This window comes from Tardiphaga sp. (genome assembly GCF_025356345.1).
In the GTDB taxonomy this organism is placed as follows: Bacteria; Pseudomonadota; Alphaproteobacteria; order Rhizobiales; family Xanthobacteraceae; genus Tardiphaga.
In genome coordinates, this window is sequence record NZ_JANXTC010000391.1 from 1 (window position 1) to 17,233 (window position 17,233).

19 protein-coding genes and 1 pseudogene are annotated in these 17,233 nt (G+C 62.9%); 9 read left to right on the forward strand and 11 right to left on the reverse strand.

The window, feature by feature from the left end; translation table 11 throughout:
- The 5 genes from Q0S16_RS23860 to Q0S16_RS23880 all read left to right on the forward strand — a co-directional run.
- Positions 1-1,051 (forward strand): flagellin (locus Q0S16_RS23860; protein WP_295854170.1); only part of this gene is annotated, 1,051 nt, incomplete at its 5' end.
- Between the two features lie 379 nt (positions 1,052-1,430).
- The gene (locus Q0S16_RS23865; protein ID WP_295854173.1) at positions 1,431-3,686 is read left to right on the forward strand and encodes a DUF1522 domain-containing protein; all 2,256 of its coding nucleotides are present in this window, start codon (positions 1,431-1,433) and stop codon (positions 3,684-3,686) included.
- Positions 3,687-3,906: 220 nt separating this feature from the next.
- The gene (gene flbT / locus Q0S16_RS23870; protein ID WP_295854176.1) at positions 3,907-4,284 is read left to right on the forward strand and encodes a flagellar biosynthesis repressor FlbT; all 378 of its coding nucleotides are present in this window, start codon (positions 3,907-3,909) and stop codon (positions 4,282-4,284) included.
- A 3-nt stretch (positions 4,285-4,287) separates the two neighbouring features.
- A complete protein-coding gene (gene flaF / locus Q0S16_RS23875; RefSeq protein ID WP_295854179.1) occupies positions 4,288-4,653 on the forward strand; it encodes a flagellar biosynthesis regulator FlaF in 366 nt (121 codons plus the stop codon).
- Positions 4,654-4,758: 105 nt separating this feature from the next.
- Positions 4,759-5,118, forward strand: coding sequence for a hypothetical protein (locus Q0S16_RS23880; RefSeq protein ID WP_295854183.1), 360 nt, complete (start codon positions 4,759-4,761; stop codon positions 5,116-5,118).
- Positions 5,119-5,136: 18 nt separating this feature from the next.
- Here the strand turns inward: Q0S16_RS23880 and Q0S16_RS23885 are convergent, their stop codons facing one another.
- From Q0S16_RS23885 to Q0S16_RS23900, 4 genes are all read right to left on the reverse strand, one after another.
- On the reverse strand, positions 5,137-5,511 hold the full coding sequence (locus tag Q0S16_RS23885) for a hypothetical protein (protein WP_295854186.1): 375 nt from the start codon (positions 5,509-5,511) through the stop codon (positions 5,137-5,139).
- A gap of 138 nt (positions 5,512-5,649) precedes the next feature.
- Positions 5,650-6,153 (reverse strand): hypothetical protein, encoded by a 504-nt coding sequence (locus Q0S16_RS23890; RefSeq protein ID WP_295854189.1) that lies wholly within the window; start codon positions 6,151-6,153, stop codon positions 5,650-5,652.
- A 17-nt stretch (positions 6,154-6,170) separates the two neighbouring features.
- Positions 6,171-6,521, reverse strand: a complete 351-nt coding sequence (gene flgJ / locus Q0S16_RS23895) for a flagellar assembly peptidoglycan hydrolase FlgJ (protein ID WP_295854191.1) — start codon at positions 6,519-6,521, stop codon at positions 6,171-6,173.
- Entirely contained in the window at positions 6,521-7,645 is a 1,125-nt protein-coding gene (locus Q0S16_RS23900) for a flagellar basal body P-ring protein FlgI (RefSeq protein ID WP_295854194.1), read from the reverse strand. The genes flgJ and Q0S16_RS23900 overlap by 1 nt, the downstream gene beginning before the upstream one ends.
- Positions 7,646-7,971: 326 nt before the next feature.
- Between Q0S16_RS23900 and Q0S16_RS23905 the strand changes: the two genes are divergently transcribed.
- Together Q0S16_RS23905 and dksA are read left to right on the forward strand one after the other, a co-directional pair.
- On the forward strand, positions 7,972-8,382 hold the full coding sequence (locus Q0S16_RS23905) for a flagellar assembly protein FliX (protein WP_295854197.1): 411 nt from the start codon (positions 7,972-7,974) through the stop codon (positions 8,380-8,382).
- 262 nt (positions 8,383-8,644) lie between these two features.
- Positions 8,645-9,010, forward strand: coding sequence for an RNA polymerase-binding protein DksA (dksA, locus tag Q0S16_RS23910; protein ID WP_295854200.1), 366 nt, complete (start codon positions 8,645-8,647; stop codon positions 9,008-9,010).
- A 417-nt stretch (positions 9,011-9,427) separates the two neighbouring features.
- Here dksA and Q0S16_RS23915 read toward each other — a convergent pair whose 3' ends face one another.
- The 7 genes from Q0S16_RS23915 to flgF all read right to left on the reverse strand — a co-directional run bounded on the left by Q0S16_RS23915 (position 9,428) and on the right by flgF (position 16,006).
- Positions 9,428-10,483 (reverse strand): 2-dehydropantoate 2-reductase N-terminal domain-containing protein, encoded by a 1,056-nt coding sequence (locus Q0S16_RS23915; protein WP_295854203.1) that lies wholly within the window; start codon positions 10,481-10,483, stop codon positions 9,428-9,430.
- A gap of 166 nt (positions 10,484-10,649) precedes the next feature.
- Entirely contained in the window at positions 10,650-11,354 is a 705-nt protein-coding gene (locus Q0S16_RS23920) for a pentapeptide repeat-containing protein (RefSeq protein ID WP_295854213.1), read from the reverse strand.
- A 28-nt stretch (positions 11,355-11,382) separates the two neighbouring features.
- A complete protein-coding gene (locus Q0S16_RS23925; RefSeq protein ID WP_295854216.1) occupies positions 11,383-12,378 on the reverse strand; it encodes a DUF808 domain-containing protein in 996 nt (331 codons plus the stop codon).
- Positions 12,379-12,600: 222 nt separating this feature from the next.
- On the reverse strand, positions 12,601-13,350 hold the full coding sequence (gene flgH, locus Q0S16_RS23930) for a flagellar basal body L-ring protein FlgH (RefSeq protein ID WP_295854219.1): 750 nt from the start codon (positions 13,348-13,350) through the stop codon (positions 12,601-12,603).
- 34 nt (positions 13,351-13,384) lie between these two features.
- Positions 13,385-14,431: a flagellar basal body P-ring formation chaperone FlgA gene (gene flgA / locus Q0S16_RS23935; RefSeq protein ID WP_295854222.1), complete on the reverse strand. Its 1,047-nt coding sequence runs from the start codon at positions 14,429-14,431 to the stop codon at positions 13,385-13,387.
- Positions 14,432-14,442: 11 nt separating this feature from the next.
- Complete coding sequence (flgG, locus tag Q0S16_RS23940) at positions 14,443-15,231, reverse strand: flagellar basal-body rod protein FlgG (RefSeq protein WP_295854225.1); 789 nt, start codon at positions 15,229-15,231, stop codon at positions 14,443-14,445.
- Positions 15,232-15,241: 10 nt separating this feature from the next.
- Positions 15,242-16,006: a flagellar basal-body rod protein FlgF gene (gene flgF / locus Q0S16_RS23945; protein WP_295854228.1), complete on the reverse strand. Its 765-nt coding sequence runs from the start codon at positions 16,004-16,006 to the stop codon at positions 15,242-15,244.
- A 359-nt stretch (positions 16,007-16,365) separates the two neighbouring features.
- On the opposite strand from flgF, the gene fliL reads away from it, so the two are divergent.
- Both fliL and fliM read left to right on the forward strand, forming a co-directional pair.
- Positions 16,366-16,851, forward strand: coding sequence for a flagellar basal body-associated protein FliL (gene fliL / locus Q0S16_RS23950; RefSeq protein ID WP_295854231.1), 486 nt, complete (start codon positions 16,366-16,368; stop codon positions 16,849-16,851).
- 17 nt (positions 16,852-16,868) lie between these two features.
- Positions 16,869-17,233 (forward strand): annotated as a pseudogene (fliM, locus tag Q0S16_RS23955) (flagellar motor switch protein FliM); the annotation flags it as partial.

Sequence of the window (17,233 nt, forward strand, 5' to 3'; positions counted from 1 at the left end):
CGTCAACGGCAAGATCCTGACCTTCACCGCCTCGGGGGCGTCCGGCGCCAACCAGATCGACATCACCTCGGACGTCGCCAGCTTGCTCAGCAAGATCGATGCTCTGAGCGGTGGCACGGGTTCGACGGTGACTGGCGGCAAGGTTGTGCTCAACACCGGCACCGCTTCGGATCTGTCGGTCACGAGCTCGAACGCGGGGGCACTGGCTGCGCTTGGTCTCGGCACTGGCGTCACGCAGGCGCGTACGTCGCCGATCCAGGGGCAGACCCTGACCATCGGCGCGACCGGTGCTGGTGGCGTCGCGACCAACATCACATTCGGTACGGGGGCCAACCAGGTCGATACGCTCGATGAACTCAATACGGCTCTGGCGAGCAACAATCTGCAGGCCAGCCTCGACACCACCGGCAAGCTGAGCATCACCACGACCAACGACTACGCATCGTCGAGCATCGGTACGATCGGTGGAACATCGGTAACCGCGGTTGGCGGCGCCTTCAAAGGTCAGACGGTCGCAACCGCCCAGGCGGATCCGGCTTCTCAGGCCACCCGCGCCAGCCTGATCGCGCAGTACAACCAGGTCATCGACCAGATCACCACCACGGCCGCGGACTCCTCGTTCAACGGCGTCAACCTGCTGAATGGTGACACGCTGAAGCTGACCTTCAACGAAACCGGCACCTCGAAGCTCAGCATCTCCGGCGTCGGCTTTGGCCCTGGCGGCCTCGGCCTCTCCAAGCTGACGGCCGGGACGGACTTCACCGACAACGCGGCGGTCAACAAGACTCTCAGCAGCCTGACTACCGCCGCCACCACGCTGCGCTCGCAGGCCTCATCCTTCGGTTCAAACCTGTCTGTCGTGCAGATCCGTCAGGATTTTTCCAAGAACCTGATCAACGTGCTCACGACCGGTGCGTCGAACCTGACGCTCGCCGACACCAATGAGGAAGCGGCCAACAGCCAGGCGCTGTCGACCCGCCAGTCGATCGGTGTCTCCGCGCTGTCGCTCGCCAACACCGCCCAGCAGGGCGTGTTGCAGCTGCTGCGCTGATTCCGGTTAAATAACGTACCCACTACCGGGCGGCGGGAGAAATCCCGCCGTCTTTTTATCGATCAACGCCTCTCAAAAAGGCCCGGAAAGCTCAATGCTTTCCGGGCCTTTGCCGTTTTGGGACACTTTTTGCCGGGTTTTAAGGGGGTGTTAACCATAAATTAAAGGGTAGCCGCCAATAGTCCAGCTAAGCAGGAAGCAGGCAGGCCGAGAATCGGCCGCGATTGATCCGGTGACACCCGCATGGGTGCGTCGAGATCCCTCTTCCAGAAGGGCGTCAAATATCACCGGCCGCGTCTGGGCGAAGTTTCGCCCGTGATGTGACCATGCGTCGCGCGACTGAAGGTCGGCGTGCCGCGAGGATCAGGAGGGTTAAATCATGTCAGGTGTCGTTCTCTCAGCATCGGTTCGCCAGAATCTGCTTTCGCTGCAGTCGACCGCGGATCTGCTGTCCACCACACAGAACCGGTTGGCCAGCGGCAAGAAGGTCAATTCGGCGCTCGACAATCCGACCAACTTCTTCACCGCCGCGGGGCTAGACAGCCGCGCCAGTGACATCAACAATCTGCTCGACGGCATCGGCAACGGCGTGCAGATCCTGCAGGCGGCCAACACCGGCATCACCTCGCTGCAGAAGCTCGTAGATACCGCGAAATCGATCGCGAACCAGGCGCTGCAGACCACGGTCGGGTATTCGACCAAATCCAATACTTCCACCACCATCGCGGGTGCCACCACCGACGATCTGCGCGGCACCACCAGCTACACCAGCGCCAACGCGATCAGCAAAGTGATCTTCAACGGCACCGCCGGCGGCGCCACCCCGATCACCGGCACCACCACGCTCGGCGCCACATCCACCTCGCTGGTCGGCTCGGCCGCGCCTGACGGCGCCGGTACCGCCGCATCCTTGTCCCTGACTCTCAAGCTCAGCGGTACCGCCGGAGCCGGGACGATCCCCGCAACCGCGATGCCGGTCGACGGCGATACGATGACGGTCAACGGCAAGACCATTACCTTCAGGTCGGGCGCCGTCGCCGCCGCGGTCGTGCCCGCGGGCTCCGGAACATCCGGCAACATTGTCACCGACGGAAATGGCAATTCGACGGTCTATCTCGGCCCGTCGGCCGCTCCGACCGCGACCGTGCAGGATCTGACCAACGCGATCGACCTCGCCAGCGGCGTCAAGTCAACCGTCAACACCAACGGCGTGGCCGCTCTCTCGACCTCGTCGGGGTCTCCTGCCGCCATTGCCGCGGGCGTCCTGACCCTGACCACCGGCACCGGCTCCGACCTCAGCATTTCCGGCAAGGCCGATCTGCTCAAGGGGCTTGGCCTGACCGCGTCGGTCGGTTCAGGTCCGGTCACCGTGACGCAGAGCCGCACCATTACCTCCGGCTCGCTCGGCACCCTGGTGCAGGACGGCTCGACGCTGAACGTCAACGGCAAGACCATCACCTTCCGGAACGCGACGGCGCCGTTGGCGGCCAACGTCGCGGCCGGCTCCGGCGTGCTCGGCGGCGTGGTGACTGATGGCAGCGGCAATTCCACCGTCTATCTGCAGAGCTCAGCGGTGTCCGACGTGCTGACCGCCATCGACGTTGCCACCGGCGCGCAGAAGGCGACCGTCGGCGCCACCGGCGCCTTCACGCTTGGCACCGGCACTGGCGTGGCCTCGTCGGTTGTCAGTGGCGCGCTGAAGATCAGCACCGGTACCACGCAGGACCTTGATATCACCGGCACCGGCAATGCGCTGGCCGCGCTCGGCCTCGCCGGCAATACCAATACCAATACCGAGTTCACCGCCTCGCGCTCGGCCGGCATCGGCGGCGTCAGCGGCACCACGTTGACCTTCTCCTCCTTCAAGGGCGGCACGCCGGTCAACATTACTTTCGGCGATGGCACCAATGGCACCGTCAAGACGCTGGCCCAGCTCAATGTCGCGTTGCTCGCCAACAACATGAATGCCACGCTCGACGCCACCGGCATGCTGCAGATCTCCGCTGGCAACGACTACGCGTCCGCGACCATGGGCTCGGTGGCCGATGGCGGCGTGATGGGCGGAACGGCGACAGCCGCGCTCACCTTCACCACGGCCAAGCCGCCGATCGTGGATATCAACTCGCAGGCCACCCGCGCCAATCTCCTCGCGCAGTACAACAACGTCATTACCCAGATCACCACTACCTCGCAGGACGCCTCGTTCAACGGCGTCAATCTGCTGGCTGGCGATACGCTGAAGCTGGTGTTCAACGAGACCGGCAAGTCGACGCTCAACATCACCGGTACCCAGCTTACCCCGGCGGGCCTCGGCGTTCCGACGCTGATTTCCGGTACCGACTTCATTGACAACGCTTCCGCCAACAAGACGCTGACCGCGCTGAACGCCGCCAGCACCACGCTGCGCTCGCAGGCCTCGACGCTCGGCTCCAATCTGTCGATCGTGCAGATCCGTCAGGATTTTGCCAAGAACCTGATCAACGTGCTGTCGACCGGCTCGTCCAACCTGACGCTCGCCGATACCAATGAGGAAGCCGCCAACAGCCAGGCGCTGTCGACCCGGCAGTCGATCGCGGTGTCCGCGCTGGCGCTGGCCAACCAGTCGCAGCAGAGCGTGCTCAAGCTGCTGCAGTAATCCTGTCGGCATGAAGCAGATACACGCGGCGAGGGAAACCTCGCCGCTTTCGTATTCGCGGACGTGCAAGCGCGTCGGAATTAATGGATTGCTGGTATTATTTGGCGTCGCCGCGTAATTTCAGGTCAACCAGATGGTGTGCTCGCCTATAATGTGGCACGCAATACCGTCGGGTTTAATTCTGGCCCTGTGCGGGCCGGCGCGGCAAGAGGAGACCTGAATGCCTTTGCGAGTCGAACTGAAGCCGGGCGAACGAATCATCATCGGGCAAAGCGTCATCACCAATTCGGATACCCGCACGGCCTTCCTGATCGACGGCGATGCCCCGATCCTGCGCGAGAAGGACATTCTCACATCGGAGACGGCGACCACGCCGGTGAAGCGGATCTATCTCTGCGTACAGATGATGTATCTGGAAAACGATATCCCGGGCTACCAGGAACTCTACCTTGGTTTCATGAAGGATCTGATGGAAGCGGTGCCCAGCTTTCGAGATCAATTGGCCGAGGTAAGTAATCTAATTTTAAGCGGCGCTCTTTACAAAGCACTCAGAGAACTGCGTGTACTTATGAAACGCGAAGACGATCTTCTGAGGTAATGCATGTCGACTGGTGCCCAGGCTTACGCGCGGACCGCACGAACCACGGCAAGCCCCCGCGACATCGAAGCTCAGGCGCTGTTGAAGGCGGCCCGCAAGCTGCAGGACGTGATGCAGAACTGGGCCGCCACGGATGAGGGCCTCGAAGACGCGCTGATGTTCAATCGCAAGCTGTGGTCGATCTTTCTTGGCGATGCGATGGACAATGCCAGCCCGCAGCCGATCGAGATTCGCCAGAACATCGCCAATATCGGCATCTTCGTGCTAACGCAGTGCGCCGCGCTGAAGCTGAAGCCGGAAGTCGAAAAATTGCAGTCGCTGATCGACATCAACCGTAACATCGCGGCGGGTCTCAGCGGTCGCGTCTGAAACGCCGCGGGGGTCGCTTAACCGGGTCTTAAGAACCCGGGCCGCCTACTGCGGCAGCCATATTCGTAGCGATTCCAGTCGTTGCGCAGGCATGAAGGATCCGTCATGGCCGACATCTTGAGCATTCTCTCCAGCGGCTACACCACCAAGGTGCCGACGACCTCGACCAAATACGTCGCCGTCGATCCCGCTCTCTACAAGGGTAACTGGAGTGGCACCTACGCCAACAAGAAGACCTTCGAAATCGATGTTTCGCAGATTTCGGGTTTTCGCGCGCAGGTGAAGTACAGCAGCGCCGGTACGGTCAAGTATCAGCAGGTGCTGATCAAGGATGGGGGATTCCGGATCGGCGATACCAAATTCGCGCTGGCTGGCGCCAACAAGGCGACCATCAAGAACGCGGTGACCGACCCCGTGACCAACAGCACCTTTCTCGACACCGCGCAGGCGCTACGCAAGGCCTGACGTCGTGGGCCTCATCGATCAGGCCCGGCGATCGGTCTCGATCTTCCGGACTTCCAGCTTGGCCGTGTCCTGCGCGCGGAGATAGGCGCGGGCGCGGAGCCGGGACTCTTCCGGAAACTGATTGATGACCTGGTTGGTTTTCTTGTCTACCGAGACATAAACGACCTCGGCGGCATCGCGGTCGACGAGCACTTCCCGCGAGATCCGATCGCTGTCGACCTGCTGATAATTGCTGGCGGAAATGTTGGCGCGCAGCAGCGGCTCGGCCGCGGTTACGCTCTTGTCCGGCGGCAGTTGTGTGGGCACAGCCGCGCGCACCGCGTCGGGCACGGGCCGGAGAATCGGTGTGGCGACCGGTGCCCCCACCGGTTTGATGCTAAAGTCGGTTGCCATGGCAGCCTCCTGGCCTCCATTGGATGGATCCCGACCCCTTCCCAAACCTCAGTATGTCGCAATCGCGTGAAGGCGTTGCTTACCTTCCGGCGACGATTTGATTCAAATAATAGTAACGTATCGGCGCTTCGGCCGCCATTACGTCGATCGGTTGACGACAATCGGTGTCATGTTGCCGCGGCCGGGTTGCGCGCGCTGGCCGGCGGCGGTGTAGGTCTGCGGAATATTGCGCTTCTGGACCTCGGCATTGACGCCGCGAATGATGCCTTCCGACACCGCGTGCGCGGTGGCAAGCACGGTCAGGTTGACCTGCAGCATGGCGCGGAACACGTCGTGGTGACGGCGCAGCGCGGAGAGCAGATCGGGCGTCGCCTGCGCTAGATATTTCTGGCTGTTCTTCATCAACGTGATCATCGCGATATAGCGATGCGACATCTCGTTCTTTTTCGACTCCAGCAGAATCGCCTCGCGCACCTTGCCGGCACGCACCAGCGCGGTTTCCTGCTCGATCACCGCGAGCAAGTTGTTCATCGCATCCATCATGGACTCGGCGAGCTTGCGCGCCTCGACCGGGGTAGCGGCGGGTCGCGGCGGCGCGGCGATCGGCGCGGCGGGTGCGGGCTGGCGTTGCGCTTGATTCATGATGGTGTCCTCGGAGATCAGCTGGCGCGGTTGGCCTGTTGAAGAATGAGCGTGCGAAACACGTCGCTGGAAATACCGATGCCGCCGGCCTTCGCGAACGCCTTGGAATATTGCTCGGTGAGCATCGAGCGCCAGACGCCGGTACCGGTGGTCTCGCCGAAAGGGCCTTCGCCCTTCACGCCGGACGTCATCTGCGAGAACATCGAATTGATGAACATCGCTTCGAAATCCTCCGACTGTACGCGCGACTTTTTCTGCGCTTCCGGCGACACCTTGGCCAGCGCGTCGGTCAGCAGCACATCGGGCCGGCCATTGATGGTCGGGTGCTTGGCCTGGTAGGCCGCAGCGGCGGCGCCATGAACCATCATCACATCACCTCGATGTCGGCCTGGATCGCGCCGGCGGCCTTGATGGCCTGCAGGATGCCGATCAGGTCACGCGGGCCGATGCCCAGGCCGTTGAGGCCATCGACCAGTTGCTGCAGCGAGACGCCGTCCTTGACCAGCGCCAGCTTCTTGCCGTCCTCGGAGACGCCGACCCGCGTGGTGGGGGTGGTCACGGTTCGGCCGTTCGACAAGGCCGCGGGCTGGCTGACATTGGCCCCTTCGGAGATGGTGACGGTCAGGTTGCCCTGTGCCACGGCGACGGTGGCGACGCGGACGTCGCGGCCCATCACGATGATCCCGGAGCGCTCGTCGATGATGATCTTGGCGGCCAGATCCGGCTCGACCTGCAACTGCTCGATCTCGGTGAGCAGGGCCACCACATTGCCCTTGAATTCCGGCGGGATCGCCATCTGCACCGTCGACGGATCGATCGGTTCGGCGGTCTTCGATCCCAGGAAGTCGTTGACCGCCGCGGCGATGCGCTTGGCGGTGGTGAAGTCGGGATTGCGCAGCGCCAGCCGGACGCTGGGCAGCCGGTTGAGGGCGAATTCGATCTCGCGTTCGATGATGGCGCCATTGGCGATGCGGCCGACGGTCGGCACACCGCGGGTGACGGAGGCGGCGGCGCCTTCAGCGGCGAAGCCACCAATGGCCAGCGAGCCCTGCGCCACGGCGTAGACGTTGCCATCGGCGCCGAGCAGGGGAGTGACGAGCAGGGTGCCGCCCATCAGGTTTTTGGAATCACCGAGCGCCGAGACGGTGACGTCCATCCGGGTGCCCTGGGTGCCGAAGGCGGGCAGGTTGCCGGTGACCATCACGGCGGCGACGTTGCCGGTGCGGATGGTGGCGCCGCGGATATTGACGCCCATCCGTTCCAGCATCGCCTGCAGCGACTGCTTGGTGAAAGGAATGTTGTTGAGGGTGTCGCCAGTACCATTGAGGCCGACCACGAGGCCGTAGCCGATCAGCTGATTCTGCCGCACGCCTTCGATATTGGCGAGATCCTTGATCCGCGACGTGGCCTGCGCGGACACCATGGACAGCGCCAGCGCCAGCAGCGCCGTGCAGACCGTCCAGGTGATTCTCGCCGAAGGTAGGCTAGGCATCCTCTGCTCCCCGCTGAGGTAGATCCGGACCCCTTGCCACTGCCATGGCGAGGATCCAGCCTTAACTATGCGAGTGCCGTGCCAGTACGGTTTGGCGATACAAATCGTTGAAATCGTTACGAAATATCGCATTCTGGGAAGTCGGGAGAAGTTCCGGCGTGGTGGCAAAACTGCCGCCCGCGGCAATTTTTGCCGGGCCGTTTACCAATGATTAACCATAAAAGACGACCCTTCTGGATGGGGTTCCGTTTACGCCGTCGTGCTAGCCCTCGACGGGCAAGCCGCCCCGCGGCCAGGCCGGCCGTCCCCCCTCGCTGGATACGTCGATGCGCATTTATGGACCGAACGGCACCACTCTCGGCTCGCCCTCCGCGCCCACGAAGCGGACCAGTTCCACCGGCTTCTCGTTGCCGGATGCGGCGGCGCCCACCGAGACCCGTCCGACGTTGCAGCCGCGGCCAGCCGCCAGCCTCGACGCCCTGATGGCAATGCAGGGGGTGGAGGATCCGATGGAGCGCCGCAAGCGCTCGGTCGCGCGCGGCCGCGGCGCGCTCGATGTGCTCGACGATCTCAAACTAGGCCTGCTGATGGGCTCGTTCAATCCGGCAACGGTGGCGCGGCTGCGCGCCGCGGCGGCGGATCTGAAATCGTCGTCCGGCGATGCCGGGCTCGACGCCGTACTGTCGGAGATCGAGCTCCGGGTCGAGGTTGAACTTGCCAAGGCTGGTCAGGTCTGACCACGGTCCGGCCCTGTTCGGGCGCCGCCCCGGTTCGCCTCTGAGCAAAGTCCAGGCCCGCCACCGCTGCATCGCGCCCGGTCCGGGTTCCCAGCGAAAACCCTGTGGCTGACGGGCTTTTGGCCCAAATGGCGATATTGTCTGTCACATGACGTAGATATATAAGCTGCGGCGCGGCCGGAGTTTCCGGCGCCTTGCATGGACGGATGGATTGGCCTTGGACAAGTTGAAAAGCTATCGACCTTCCGACAAAGAGCCTTTCATGAACGATCGCCAGCGCGATTACTTTCGCGGTAAATTGCTGGCCTGGAAGGAAGAAATTTTACGCGAATCCCGCGTCACGCTGCAGACGCTGCAAGAAGAAAACGTCAACCACCCCGACCTCGCCGACCGCGCGTCTTCGGAAACCGATCGCGCCATAGAACTGCGCGCGCGCGACCGGCAACGCAAGCTGATCTCCAAGATCGACGCCGCGATGCAGCGCATCGACGAGAATACCTACGGCTATTGCGAAGAGACCGGCGAGCCGATCTCGCTGAAGCGCCTTGAGGCCCGCCCGATCGCTACGCTCTCGGTCGAAGCCCAGGAGCGCCACGAGAAGCGCGAGAAAGTCTATCGCGACGAGTAGGTTGCTGAAAATTAAAACGGCCGCCCCGCAAGGCGGCCGTTCTCATTTGTACTGGGACGATGCGTCGACCACGTCCGTGTCTCGCGGGCGCTTGCGCAAACACAACCGCCTGTAGTTCAGTTATTTATTGTTCGAGATGCCCGGAAGCGGCGCGAGCATAATAATGAGTGCCGTTGCAGGTTCACTACCGGCATCCTGTAACGGTATGATTTTAAGTTGGTTCGCAACTTCTGCTCCGTCATTGCGGGCTCAGGGGAAAGCCAATTGGCTTTCCTCTGAGCTCTTGCGATGAAGCAATCCAGTCTTCGCTTGTCGCTTTCTGGATTGCTTTGCTCCGGGATAGTTCGGCATAGCCGACTTATCCCGGGCTCGTAATGACGGAGGAGGAGATGGCGATTCGACCTAAAGAGATCGCGCTTATATGCCGCCGGCCTCGATCCGCTCGTTGAGTTTCTGATCAACGATCTGCACGGTGCGGTCGATGTCGGCGTTGGCCATGTTTAGCCGCAGCGAGATCAGTTTCACCAGCAGGTCCACCCGCTCGATGAAGGGGGCGCCGGCGGCGACCGCGCGGGCTGCCGACGAAGGCTTCAGCAGGCTCTCGGCCGCCTTGGCGTATTTTGCGAACGGTACCTGATCCTGAGGGTCGGCGCCCAGCCGTCGCGCCACCGCGTCGACGTGGTCATAGATCGACTGTGAGACCTTCAGATCGCCATGCACTGCGTCGCGGATCGACTGCGGCTCCTCGGGCGTGATGCAGCGGTAGTTGCCGGTCAGCAGCATTGACCATTTCGCCAGTGGCACGAACAGCGAGTTGAACACTTTCAGCTTCACCGGAACGTCGAGACCATCGAGCCGCACCGCGTCGATGTCTGTCTCCAGCTCGCGCAGCAGCTTGTTGTGGGCGTCGTCGGCAAAGGCTGCTGCCTTGAAATTCGTCGGTAGACCGACATGCAGCACATTGGCGGCCTCTTCCGGCGGGCGGAAGGCCTGCGGATCAGGCGAGCACAGCGTCACCAGCCCCGGTTCGAAGCGTTCCCACACCTGCGCATTGGTGTAGGCCTCGTCGAGGTCCATCTCCGCCAGCGCCGGAATCCGTTTCAGATAGGGCAAGGGCGGCATGTTCATGATCGACAGGCAGGGCAGTTTCGCCGCCGCGATCTTGATCATCAGTACGCGGATGGTGTGGTTGGTGTATTGCGGCTCCTGCATCGCCAGACCGACCAGATCGTAGCGCGACAGCACGACATCGCCGGGCGAGGTCGCATCCAGTTTGCCGGGCTGGTCGCGCGAGAAAATGGCGCGATGGGTCGGCTCGTCGCGCAGCTTGATGCGGACTTCGGTGCCGTCGCGGTTGATGAGTTCGGCGGTCTTGCCGCGGCAAACCAGCGTGACGTTATGACCGGCCATCAGCAGCTTGGTGGCCAGCAGCGAGCCATAGGAGGCCCCGAGAATGAGAATGTTTCGCGCCATATGTTCCGCCCCGGATGTCGATTCTTGATGCCTCGCCCGCGGCGCCGGCACCTGTTTTTATGAACGCGCGGACACTACCCTATCGTCGTACGCCGATCCAGATGGCAGATTTGCATCCGGTTCAGATCATCAACGGTCCAGAACATGGATAGCGGAAACCGGCGGACTATCGGACCTTAAGGCCAAGCTCCGCCAGCAGCTCGCCAGCCTGGCCCCGCGAGATGGTCGCGCCCTTGAATTTTCGCGCATCGTTGAGCCGCAGGCCGCCGAGGTCGGCACCGCGCAGGTCAGCGCTTTCGAACCGCGCGTCGACCAGATTTGCCTCGCGCAGGCTCGACTCCTCAAACACGGTGTCGCGAAAGTCGCATTTGGCGAGATCGGCCATGCTGAAATCGACGCGGATCAGCCGGTGTTTCCGGAACGAAAATCCAGCCAGGATTGCCGCAGACAGCGTCGTTTCGTAAAACGTAATGGCGACGTTTTTGGCGCGGCTGAAATCGGCGCCAGTGAGTTTGCAGCCATTGAAGGACGCCTGAGATAGCGACGCGCCGGTGAACCGCGCATTGTTGAAATCGCTGGACTGGAATTTGGCCTCGCCAAGTTCGGCCGCGGTGAAGTTGGCAAAAGCCCCACGGCAACCGGCGAATTCGGCGCGCTCCAGCGCGACGCCGGTCAGATTGGCGCGCTTCAGCACGCAATGCTCGAACCGCCAGTCTGTCATGTCGATACGGGACAGGTCTGCATCTTCGAGATCGCAATCCACCAGCAGCACAGGCGCTCGATCCGCAGCGATCACCGCGACCTCCGCGCTCGATAGCGATTTGCGCTCGATTCTGGTTCGGGACGTCGGATCGAAAAAAGTGGCGGCCATGCGAGTACCGATCGTTGGATTGTTCAATTCATGCACCGCGCGCCTTGCCGGCCTGTCCGCGAAACCAGCTCCAGACTGGAGCCACTATACCGGTGGCCAGCGGGATCAGCGCGACGCCGAGCAGCAGACCTACCACGCCTGATCCCGCCGCTGTCACGATCCATGTTGTCGCTTGGGCGGCGGCAGGTACCGCGCTGGCCGCCAGCGTTGCCGCGGCTGCGATCAGGTGCTCGATCTGCGACAGTCCGTATTCGGCTAGGCCATGGACGACGATGCCGCCGCCGACCCAGATCATCGCCGCCGTTCCGACGATGCCCAGCAGGCGTAAAAAATGCGGCATGCCCAGCACCAGCGCGCGGCCGAACCCGGCCTTGCCGCGTCCCCACCACGATGCGCGATTATTGTTTGCCAGCGCCAGGCCGATGTCATCCGCTTTCACGATCAGGGCGACACCGCCATAGACAAGCACGGTGATGGCAATGCCGACCATCGCGAGTACGAGTGCACGCGTGGCAAGCGATCCCGCCGGGATCGCCGCGAGCGTGATGGCCATGATTTCCGCCGACAGGATGAAGTCGGTCTTGATCGCGCTGGCGACCTTGTCGTCTTCCATCGTCACTGGATCGATCGCCAACGTTCGCACCGCGCCGGCATCCGGCGCCTCATGCGGCATGACTGCTTCCGTCACCTTCTCGGTGCCTTCGAAACACAGATAGGCGCCGCCGGCCATCAGCAGCGGCGTGATCGCCCACGGCGCGAACAGGCTGAGCAGCAGGGCGGCCGGCAACAGGAACAGCAGCTTATTGCGCAGCGACCCTACCGCAATCTTGCGTACGATCGGCAGTTCGCGCGCGGCATCGAAGCCGACCAGATACCGCGGCGTGACCGCGGCGTCGTCAATCACCACGCCGGCCGCCTTGGCACCGGCCTTGGCGGCTTGCCCAGCGATGTCGTCAACGGAAGCCGCCGCCACCTTCGCCAGCGCAGCGATGTCGTCGAGAAGCGCGATTAGTCCGATGCTCATGAAAGTCTCTGGTTGGAGGTACCGACGATCGGCGTGATCAAGGCCCCGGTGTAATCCGCCAGACCCGCTGGTGTTCAATCCGAAGCGCTGGCCGCCCTGCGCCATCCTGTCGCACAGCGCCGCGAACGACAAAAGCCTTTGTCAGGGGAGCTGACAAAGGCTTTTGCGTAGGACACTTCATGGCGTGGGAGCGCTGGACGAAGTGTGGGAGCTCTTGAAATCCTAGAATGGCAGCAACACGTCCATCACCTGCTGGCCGTAGCGCGGCTGCTGCACATCGGAGATCTGGCCGCGGCCGCCATAGGCGATACGGGCCTGCGCGATCTTGGCGCTGTCGATGGTGTTGTCGCTCTGGATGTCCTCGGGGCGGACGATGCCGGCGACGATCAGCTCGCGGATTTCATAATTGACGCGGATTTCCTGCTTGCCTTCGACGACGAGATTGCCGTTAGGCAGCAGCTGCGTCACCACGGCGGCGACGCTGGTCTGCAGGTTTTCCTGCCGCGCCACCGAGCCCTTGCCGTCGCTCGACGAAGTTCCGTCGGCGGTCAGCAGGCGTCCGGGGAGAACGGACGCGGCGCTACCGGTCAGCAGCTTGCTGCCGGCGAAATCGGTGATACCGGAATCCTCCTTGTTGGTACGGCTGCGCTGGGTCTCGTTGGCGATGTTGGCCTTGTCGGTGAAGTTCACGGTGACGGTCAGAATGTCGCCGACCTGGTGCGCGCGCTGGTCCTTGAAGAAGGCGCGCGAGCCGGATCGCCACAGCGAATTGGCGTTGTAGGATGCGACTTCCGGTTTCGGCATCGGCATCTGCACCGGCTTGTAGCCCGGCTGCGCGACCGGATTTTCGATCGCGGTCAGCGTCGGTTTCTCGCCGATCGCGCTCAGTCGTTCGAGCGACGAGCATCCGCTGGTTGCAAGGCCCGTCGCCAGCAACGCGGCGGTCAGAAGGGGGCGGTTGAACGTGTACATGAACAGGACTCAGCTTTTCGAGAACAGGCGTGCGTTAGTTGATGGCGACGGCCGTGGGAGCGGCGACTTCGGATGTCTTGGCAGGCGCTGGCGCCTCGCTGACCGGTGCTAGGCGTGGGCCGGGCACCGCGACCGCGACTTGGCCACGACCCACCACGACACCGGATACGGTGCGTTTGGACTGCAAATTTAATACGTTGACGACGTCGCCCTCGGTGCCGCCCTCCAGCGCCTTGCCGCGAATGGTCAAATAGAGCCCGGCGGATTCATAGACCAGCGTCACCGCCTGGTCGCGCACCACCAGATCGGGCTTGGCTAGATCGGCGGTCTTCAGGGCCTGGCCGGCGCGCAGCTGGCGGCGCGACTGCATGCCCACGGCGCGGTCGCGGCTGGCCAGATCATTGCCGACCTCGGCCTTCGGGCGACGCTCGATGATGACGTCGGAGGCTTTCAGTACCTCGTTGCGTTCGACACCGCGTGCCAGCACGGCGGCCTCGACGGTCTCGACGGCGGTGCCGGTGAAGCGCAGCCGGGTCGGCGCGGCAGTGCTTTCGCTACCGATCGAGAAGGTGATGTCGAAGCGACCGCTGCGGGCGTCGAAGCGCGTCGTGATCGGCTGCAGCATGCCGCTGCTGGCGGCGTCGAGCTGCAGGCTCTGCACATCGCGGTCGAAGGTGAGGCTGAGACTGGCCGCCGCGCCAAGACCGTTGCGGCCTTCCAGCGCCATCGCCACCTGGTTCTCGATTTCCTTGCTGTCCAGACTGCGCGACAGCCGGGTGATGGTGATGCTGCGCAGGTCCTTGGTGTCGACCCCGATCACCTGATGCGCGCGTAGCGTGGCGATCACCTGCGCGGTCGACAGCGTGCCGACCGTGCCGAGATCGGGGGCGCGGTAGATCGCGATCTGCGCGGTCGGCCCGGCATTGTCGATCACATCGCCGATCCGGACCACATCGCTGGATACGGTGACGTTCGCGCGCAGCACCGGAGCGACGATGATGTCGTCGCGGGTCTGGCCGAGCGCCGTGGCGGTGGCGGCGGCAACCAAAGCGGAGGCGAGGAGGAGGGCGCGCATCGTCATCATCATTCTCCCTAGCGGAACATGCCGGAGGTGGACTGCAGCATCTGGTCGGCGGCGCTGATCACCTTGGCGTTCATCTCGTAGGCGCGCTGCGCGGCGATCAGGTCGGAAATTTCCGTGACCACTTCGACATTGGCCTGTTCGAGGTTGCGCTGCTGCATGTCGCCGAAGCCGTCGGCATTGGCGACGCCGTCCTGCGGCGCGCCGGAGGCCGGGGTGTCGGTGAACAGATTGTCGCCGATCGGCTGCAGGCCGGCCTTGTTGATGAAGCGGGTCAGGCCGATCGTGCCCAGGATCTGCGGGGTGGTCGAGCCGGCGGTCGTCACCGAGACCTGGCCGGCGGCGCTGATGGTCAGGCCGGAGGATGCCGCCGGAAGGGTGATGGTCGGCTGCAGCGGATTGCCCTGCGAGTTGACGATGCGGCCGGTGTTGTCGGTGGTGAAGGTGCCGTCACGGGTGTAGGTGAAGGTGCCGTCGGTCATCTGGATCTTGAAGAAGCCTTCGCCGCGGATCGCGATGTCGAGGTCGCCGCCGGTCGGTGACAGCGTGCCCTGCGTCATCATGCGCGGGGTGCCGACGGTCTTCACGCCGCCGCCGATGTCGACGCCGACCGGGATGATGGTGCCCTGGTCGGAGGCCTGCGCGCCGACCCGGCGGACATGGTCGTAGATCAGATCCTGGAACGCGGCCGCCTGCTTCTTGTAGCCGGTGGTGCGCATGTTCGCGATGTTGTTGGAGATGACCTGAACGTTGAGTTCCTGGGCCGCCATACCGGTCGCCGCGGTGTAAAGAGCGCGCATGGTTTAATCCTTAGGCCGGAACGTCGGCGAGTTTTTCAATCGCGGATTTGCGCAGATCGCCCTGCGACAGCAGCATCGCGGAGATTTGCGTGTAGGCGCGGGTGACATCGATCATGCGGGTCATTTCCATCACGGAATTGACGTTGGATTTTTCGATGAAGCCCTGGTTGACCCTCGCGGTCAGCGAAGGCGTCGGGGTGCTGCCGGGCGGCGCCGAATACAGGTTCGAGCCTTCCTTCACCAGCTTCTGCGAATCCGGGACGCTGACGAGGCGAAGCTTGCCGCGCACCGAGTCGATGCGGTTGACGCCTTCCAGCACGGTGATGTTGCCGTCGGCGGCGATGTTGATGTTCTTGTCGCCCGGCTGGAACACGATCGGTCCAGAGGTGCCGAGCACCGGCGCGCCGGCGGCGTTGACCAGCTGGCCCTGGGCATTGATCTGCATGCTGCCGTCGCGGGTGTAGCGTTCGCCGGCCGGCGTCTGCACCACCAGGAAGGCGTTGCCGTCGATGGCGACGTCGAGCGGGTTTTTGGTCTGCTCGGAGGGGCCGGCGGCGAAGTCGTGTAGCGTGGCGCGGTCCTGCACGAAGCTGACGCGGCGGTCGCGACCGACGAAATTATCCTCGTGGGCGCCCGAGCGCAGATATTCCTCGAACAGCGACTTGTCGGCCTTGAAGCCGGTCGTGTTGATGTTGGCGATGTTGTTCGCGACGACGTCGAGCTGTCGCTCCAGCGTCATTTGCCGCGAAAGTCCGATGAGGCCTGTATTCTCCACCGGTTAATCTCCCCTGGTTTCCCCGACCCGCCCTCCCAGGCGGACCGTGGATCCTGCGAACCGCACAAGCTCTCCCAAGCCGCGGTTCACAGACAGAGTAGCGAAACCCGTGCCAAGCCAAATAGAACAGTTATTTCAGTATGTTGGTATTTTTGCGCCGCCGGGCAGGGGCGGCAGAAAGGTCTTGTTGACCATCTTTGTCCGGCAAAATTTTCCTACCTGTTCAGCAAAAGAAAGGTTCCATTAACCATTGCGACCTAGCGTCACAATTAACAGGGCCTTGGGCGCTGGCAGCATTTGTATCGCGTTTTGAAACTGCTTGGCAGCATCGAGCCCATCCCACAACGGGCTGGCAGGCGATGGCAGATAATGATTCCGAGGGCGTTCCCTCCGCCGGCGATAGCGCGTCGGCAAAGGGCAAGTTCAAGCTAATTGCGATCGCTGTCGGGATCCTGTTGCTGGCCGCCGGCGGCGGCGTCTACTTCTTCATGTTCAGTCATCCCAAGGAAGATCATGTCGAGGTGGCTCCACCGAAGTTGCCGTCCTTCATCGACGTGCCGGAAATCCTGGTCAACTTGGCCGGCCAGCCCGGCGAGCGCGTGCAGTATCTGAAGGCCAAGGTCGTGCTCGAAGTGAAGGATGCCCTGCAGGTGCCGCAGATCACGCCGGCGATGCCGCGGATCACCGACATGTGCCAGACCTATTTGCGCGAGTTGCGCGCCACCGACCTTAACGGCTCGATCGGCATGTTCCGACTCAAGGAGGAGCTGACACGTCGCGTCAACGCCGCGGTCGCGCCAAACCAGGTTAACGCCGTGCTGTTCAAAGAAATCCTGATCCAGTGACGGAACGGAACTAGATCATGGCCAGCCAGGAGCAAATGGACCAGGATGCCATTGCCGCCGAATGGGAAGCTTCTCTGGATTCAGAGGACCCCGTTGAGGCCGCGAAGGCTGCTGCCGAAAACGAACTTACCGGGACCATGGCCGAGCAATGGGCCGCCATGGTCGAGGATGGCGGGCGCGATCTCGGCGGCGGCAAGAACGGCGGCGAGCGCGTTCTGTCGCAGGAAGAAATCGACAATCTGCTGGGCTTCAGCGTTGGTGAAATCAATCTCGACGAAAATTCCGGCATTCGCGCCATCATCGATTCCTCGATGGTGTCCTATGAGCGTCTGCCGATGCTCGAAATCGTGTTCGACCGCCTGGTGCGGCTGATGACGACGAG

Excerpts from the sequence above, each read along its gene's own strand:
- flgH (WP_295854219.1), bottom strand. The coding sequence starts at position 13,350 with ATGTACACGTTCAACCGCCCCCTTCTGACCGCCGCGTTGCTGGCGACG.
- flgA (WP_295854222.1), bottom strand. The coding sequence starts at position 14,431 with ATGACGATGCGCGCCCTCCTCCTCGCCTCCGCTTTGGTTGCCGCCGCC.
- Q0S16_RS23890 (WP_295854189.1), bottom strand. The coding sequence starts at position 6,153 with ATGAATCAAGCGCAACGCCAGCCCGCACCCGCCGCGCCGATCGCCGCG.
- Q0S16_RS23885 (WP_295854186.1), bottom strand. The coding sequence starts at position 5,511 with ATGGCAACCGACTTTAGCATCAAACCGGTGGGGGCACCGGTCGCCACA.
- Q0S16_RS23865 (WP_295854173.1), top strand. The coding sequence starts at position 1,431 with ATGTCAGGTGTCGTTCTCTCAGCATCGGTTCGCCAGAATCTGCTTTCG.
- dksA (WP_295854200.1), top strand. The coding sequence starts at position 8,645 with ATGAACGATCGCCAGCGCGATTACTTTCGCGGTAAATTGCTGGCCTGG.
- Q0S16_RS23915 (WP_295854203.1), bottom strand. The coding sequence starts at position 10,483 with ATGGCGCGAAACATTCTCATTCTCGGGGCCTCCTATGGCTCGCTGCTG.
- Q0S16_RS23900 (WP_295854194.1), bottom strand. The coding sequence starts at position 7,645 with ATGCCTAGCCTACCTTCGGCGAGAATCACCTGGACGGTCTGCACGGCG.
- flgJ (WP_295854191.1), bottom strand. The coding sequence starts at position 6,521 with ATGATGGTTCATGGCGCCGCCGCTGCGGCCTACCAGGCCAAGCACCCG.
- flbT (WP_295854176.1), top strand. The coding sequence starts at position 3,907 with ATGCCTTTGCGAGTCGAACTGAAGCCGGGCGAACGAATCATCATCGGG.
- Q0S16_RS23905 (WP_295854197.1), top strand. The coding sequence starts at position 7,972 with ATGCGCATTTATGGACCGAACGGCACCACTCTCGGCTCGCCCTCCGCG.
- Q0S16_RS23925 (WP_295854216.1), bottom strand. The coding sequence starts at position 12,378 with ATGAGCATCGGACTAATCGCGCTTCTCGACGACATCGCTGCGCTGGCG.
- Q0S16_RS23920 (WP_295854213.1), bottom strand. The coding sequence starts at position 11,354 with ATGGCCGCCACTTTTTTCGATCCGACGTCCCGAACCAGAATCGAGCGC.
- fliL (WP_295854231.1), top strand. The coding sequence starts at position 16,366 with ATGGCAGATAATGATTCCGAGGGCGTTCCCTCCGCCGGCGATAGCGCG.
- Q0S16_RS23880 (WP_295854183.1), top strand. The coding sequence starts at position 4,759 with ATGGCCGACATCTTGAGCATTCTCTCCAGCGGCTACACCACCAAGGTG.
- flgG (WP_295854225.1), bottom strand. The coding sequence starts at position 15,231 with ATGCGCGCTCTTTACACCGCGGCGACCGGTATGGCGGCCCAGGAACTC.
- flaF (WP_295854179.1), top strand. The coding sequence starts at position 4,288 with ATGTCGACTGGTGCCCAGGCTTACGCGCGGACCGCACGAACCACGGCA.